This window comes from Micromonospora sp. MH33, assembly GCF_003013775.1.
In the GTDB taxonomy this organism is placed as follows: domain Bacteria; phylum Actinomycetota; class Actinomycetes; order Mycobacteriales; family Micromonosporaceae; genus Micromonospora; species Micromonospora fulviviridis.
Genome location: NZ_MUYZ01000659.1, coordinates 1 through 1,020 on the forward strand (window position 1 = coordinate 1; position 1,020 = coordinate 1,020).

At 77.0% G+C, this 1,020-nt stretch carries 1 protein-coding gene; it reads right to left on the reverse strand.

Features of this window, described 5'->3' with window-relative positions:
* Positions 1 to 1,020 (reverse strand): FtsK/SpoIIIE domain-containing protein (locus tag B0E53_RS36740; protein WP_168215504.1); only part of this gene is annotated, 1,020 nt, incomplete at both ends.

Genomic DNA, 1,020 nt, shown 5'->3' on the forward strand with positions numbered 1-1,020 from the left:
GAGCGGCGGCTCGGCGCCCGGGGCCAGGCCGGCCCAGGTGGGGTCGTCGGCGAGCCGCGGGGTCTCGTAGCCCCGGAAGACGGCGGGTGGGCGGGCGCCGGCGGGGCGGGCGGCGAACAGCTCGTGGCGCAGGGCGGCGAGGTCGGCCGCGGCGGCGTGCGCGTCGGGGAAGCGGACCTGAGTGTCCGCCCCGGCCGTGCCGCCGGCGGTGTTGACCACGGCCGTGCCCACGGTCAGCGCCTTCGCGGCGTCGTTGAGCGGATCGAGCACCCCACCGCCGCCGGGCAGCGCGACCCGGAGCGGGAACTGCCCGAAGATCGCCTCGGCCCGGCCGTAGAGGGCCTCGATGCCGGTGGTGCTCTGGCTGGCCAGCACCAGGTGCAGGCCGTACGAGCGGCCCTTGCGGGCCAGCTCCTCGATCAGGTCGACGGCCTGCCGGGCGAGCGGGTCGTTGCCGGCGAACAGGACGTGGAACTCGTCGACCACCGTGACGATCCGGGGCGGCCGGGCGTTCGGCGGCAGGTCGGCGAGCTTGCTGACGCCGTGCCGCTTGAGCAGGTCGGCCCGGCGGGTCAGCTCGGCGCGCAGCTCGCGCAGCACGGCCACGCCGTACTCGCGGTCGGACTCGATGCCGACGGCGCGGGCGTGCGGCAGCCAGGACGGGTCCCGCTCGGTGGGCACGAACTCGGTGAAACTGACCCCCTCCTTGAAGTCGAGCAGGAGGAGCTGGAGTTCGGCCGGGGAGTAGCGGGCGGCCAGCCCGTAGAGCACGTCGAGCAGGAACACGGTCTTGCCCGCGCCGGTGCGCCCGCCGACCAGCCAGTGCGGGGTGGCGTCGTCGAAGGCCACGGTGACCGGTTCCCGGCCGGCGGCCCCGGCGGCGGCGTCGGACGCGCCGAGCCGGACCCCTCGCACGGCACGGCCGAGCACGGTACGCAGGCCGGCGCCGGACGACTCGGCCCAGCGCCGGGCCGGCAGCAGGTCGGCGAAGGTGACCGCGGTGGCCCGCCGGGTGGCCTC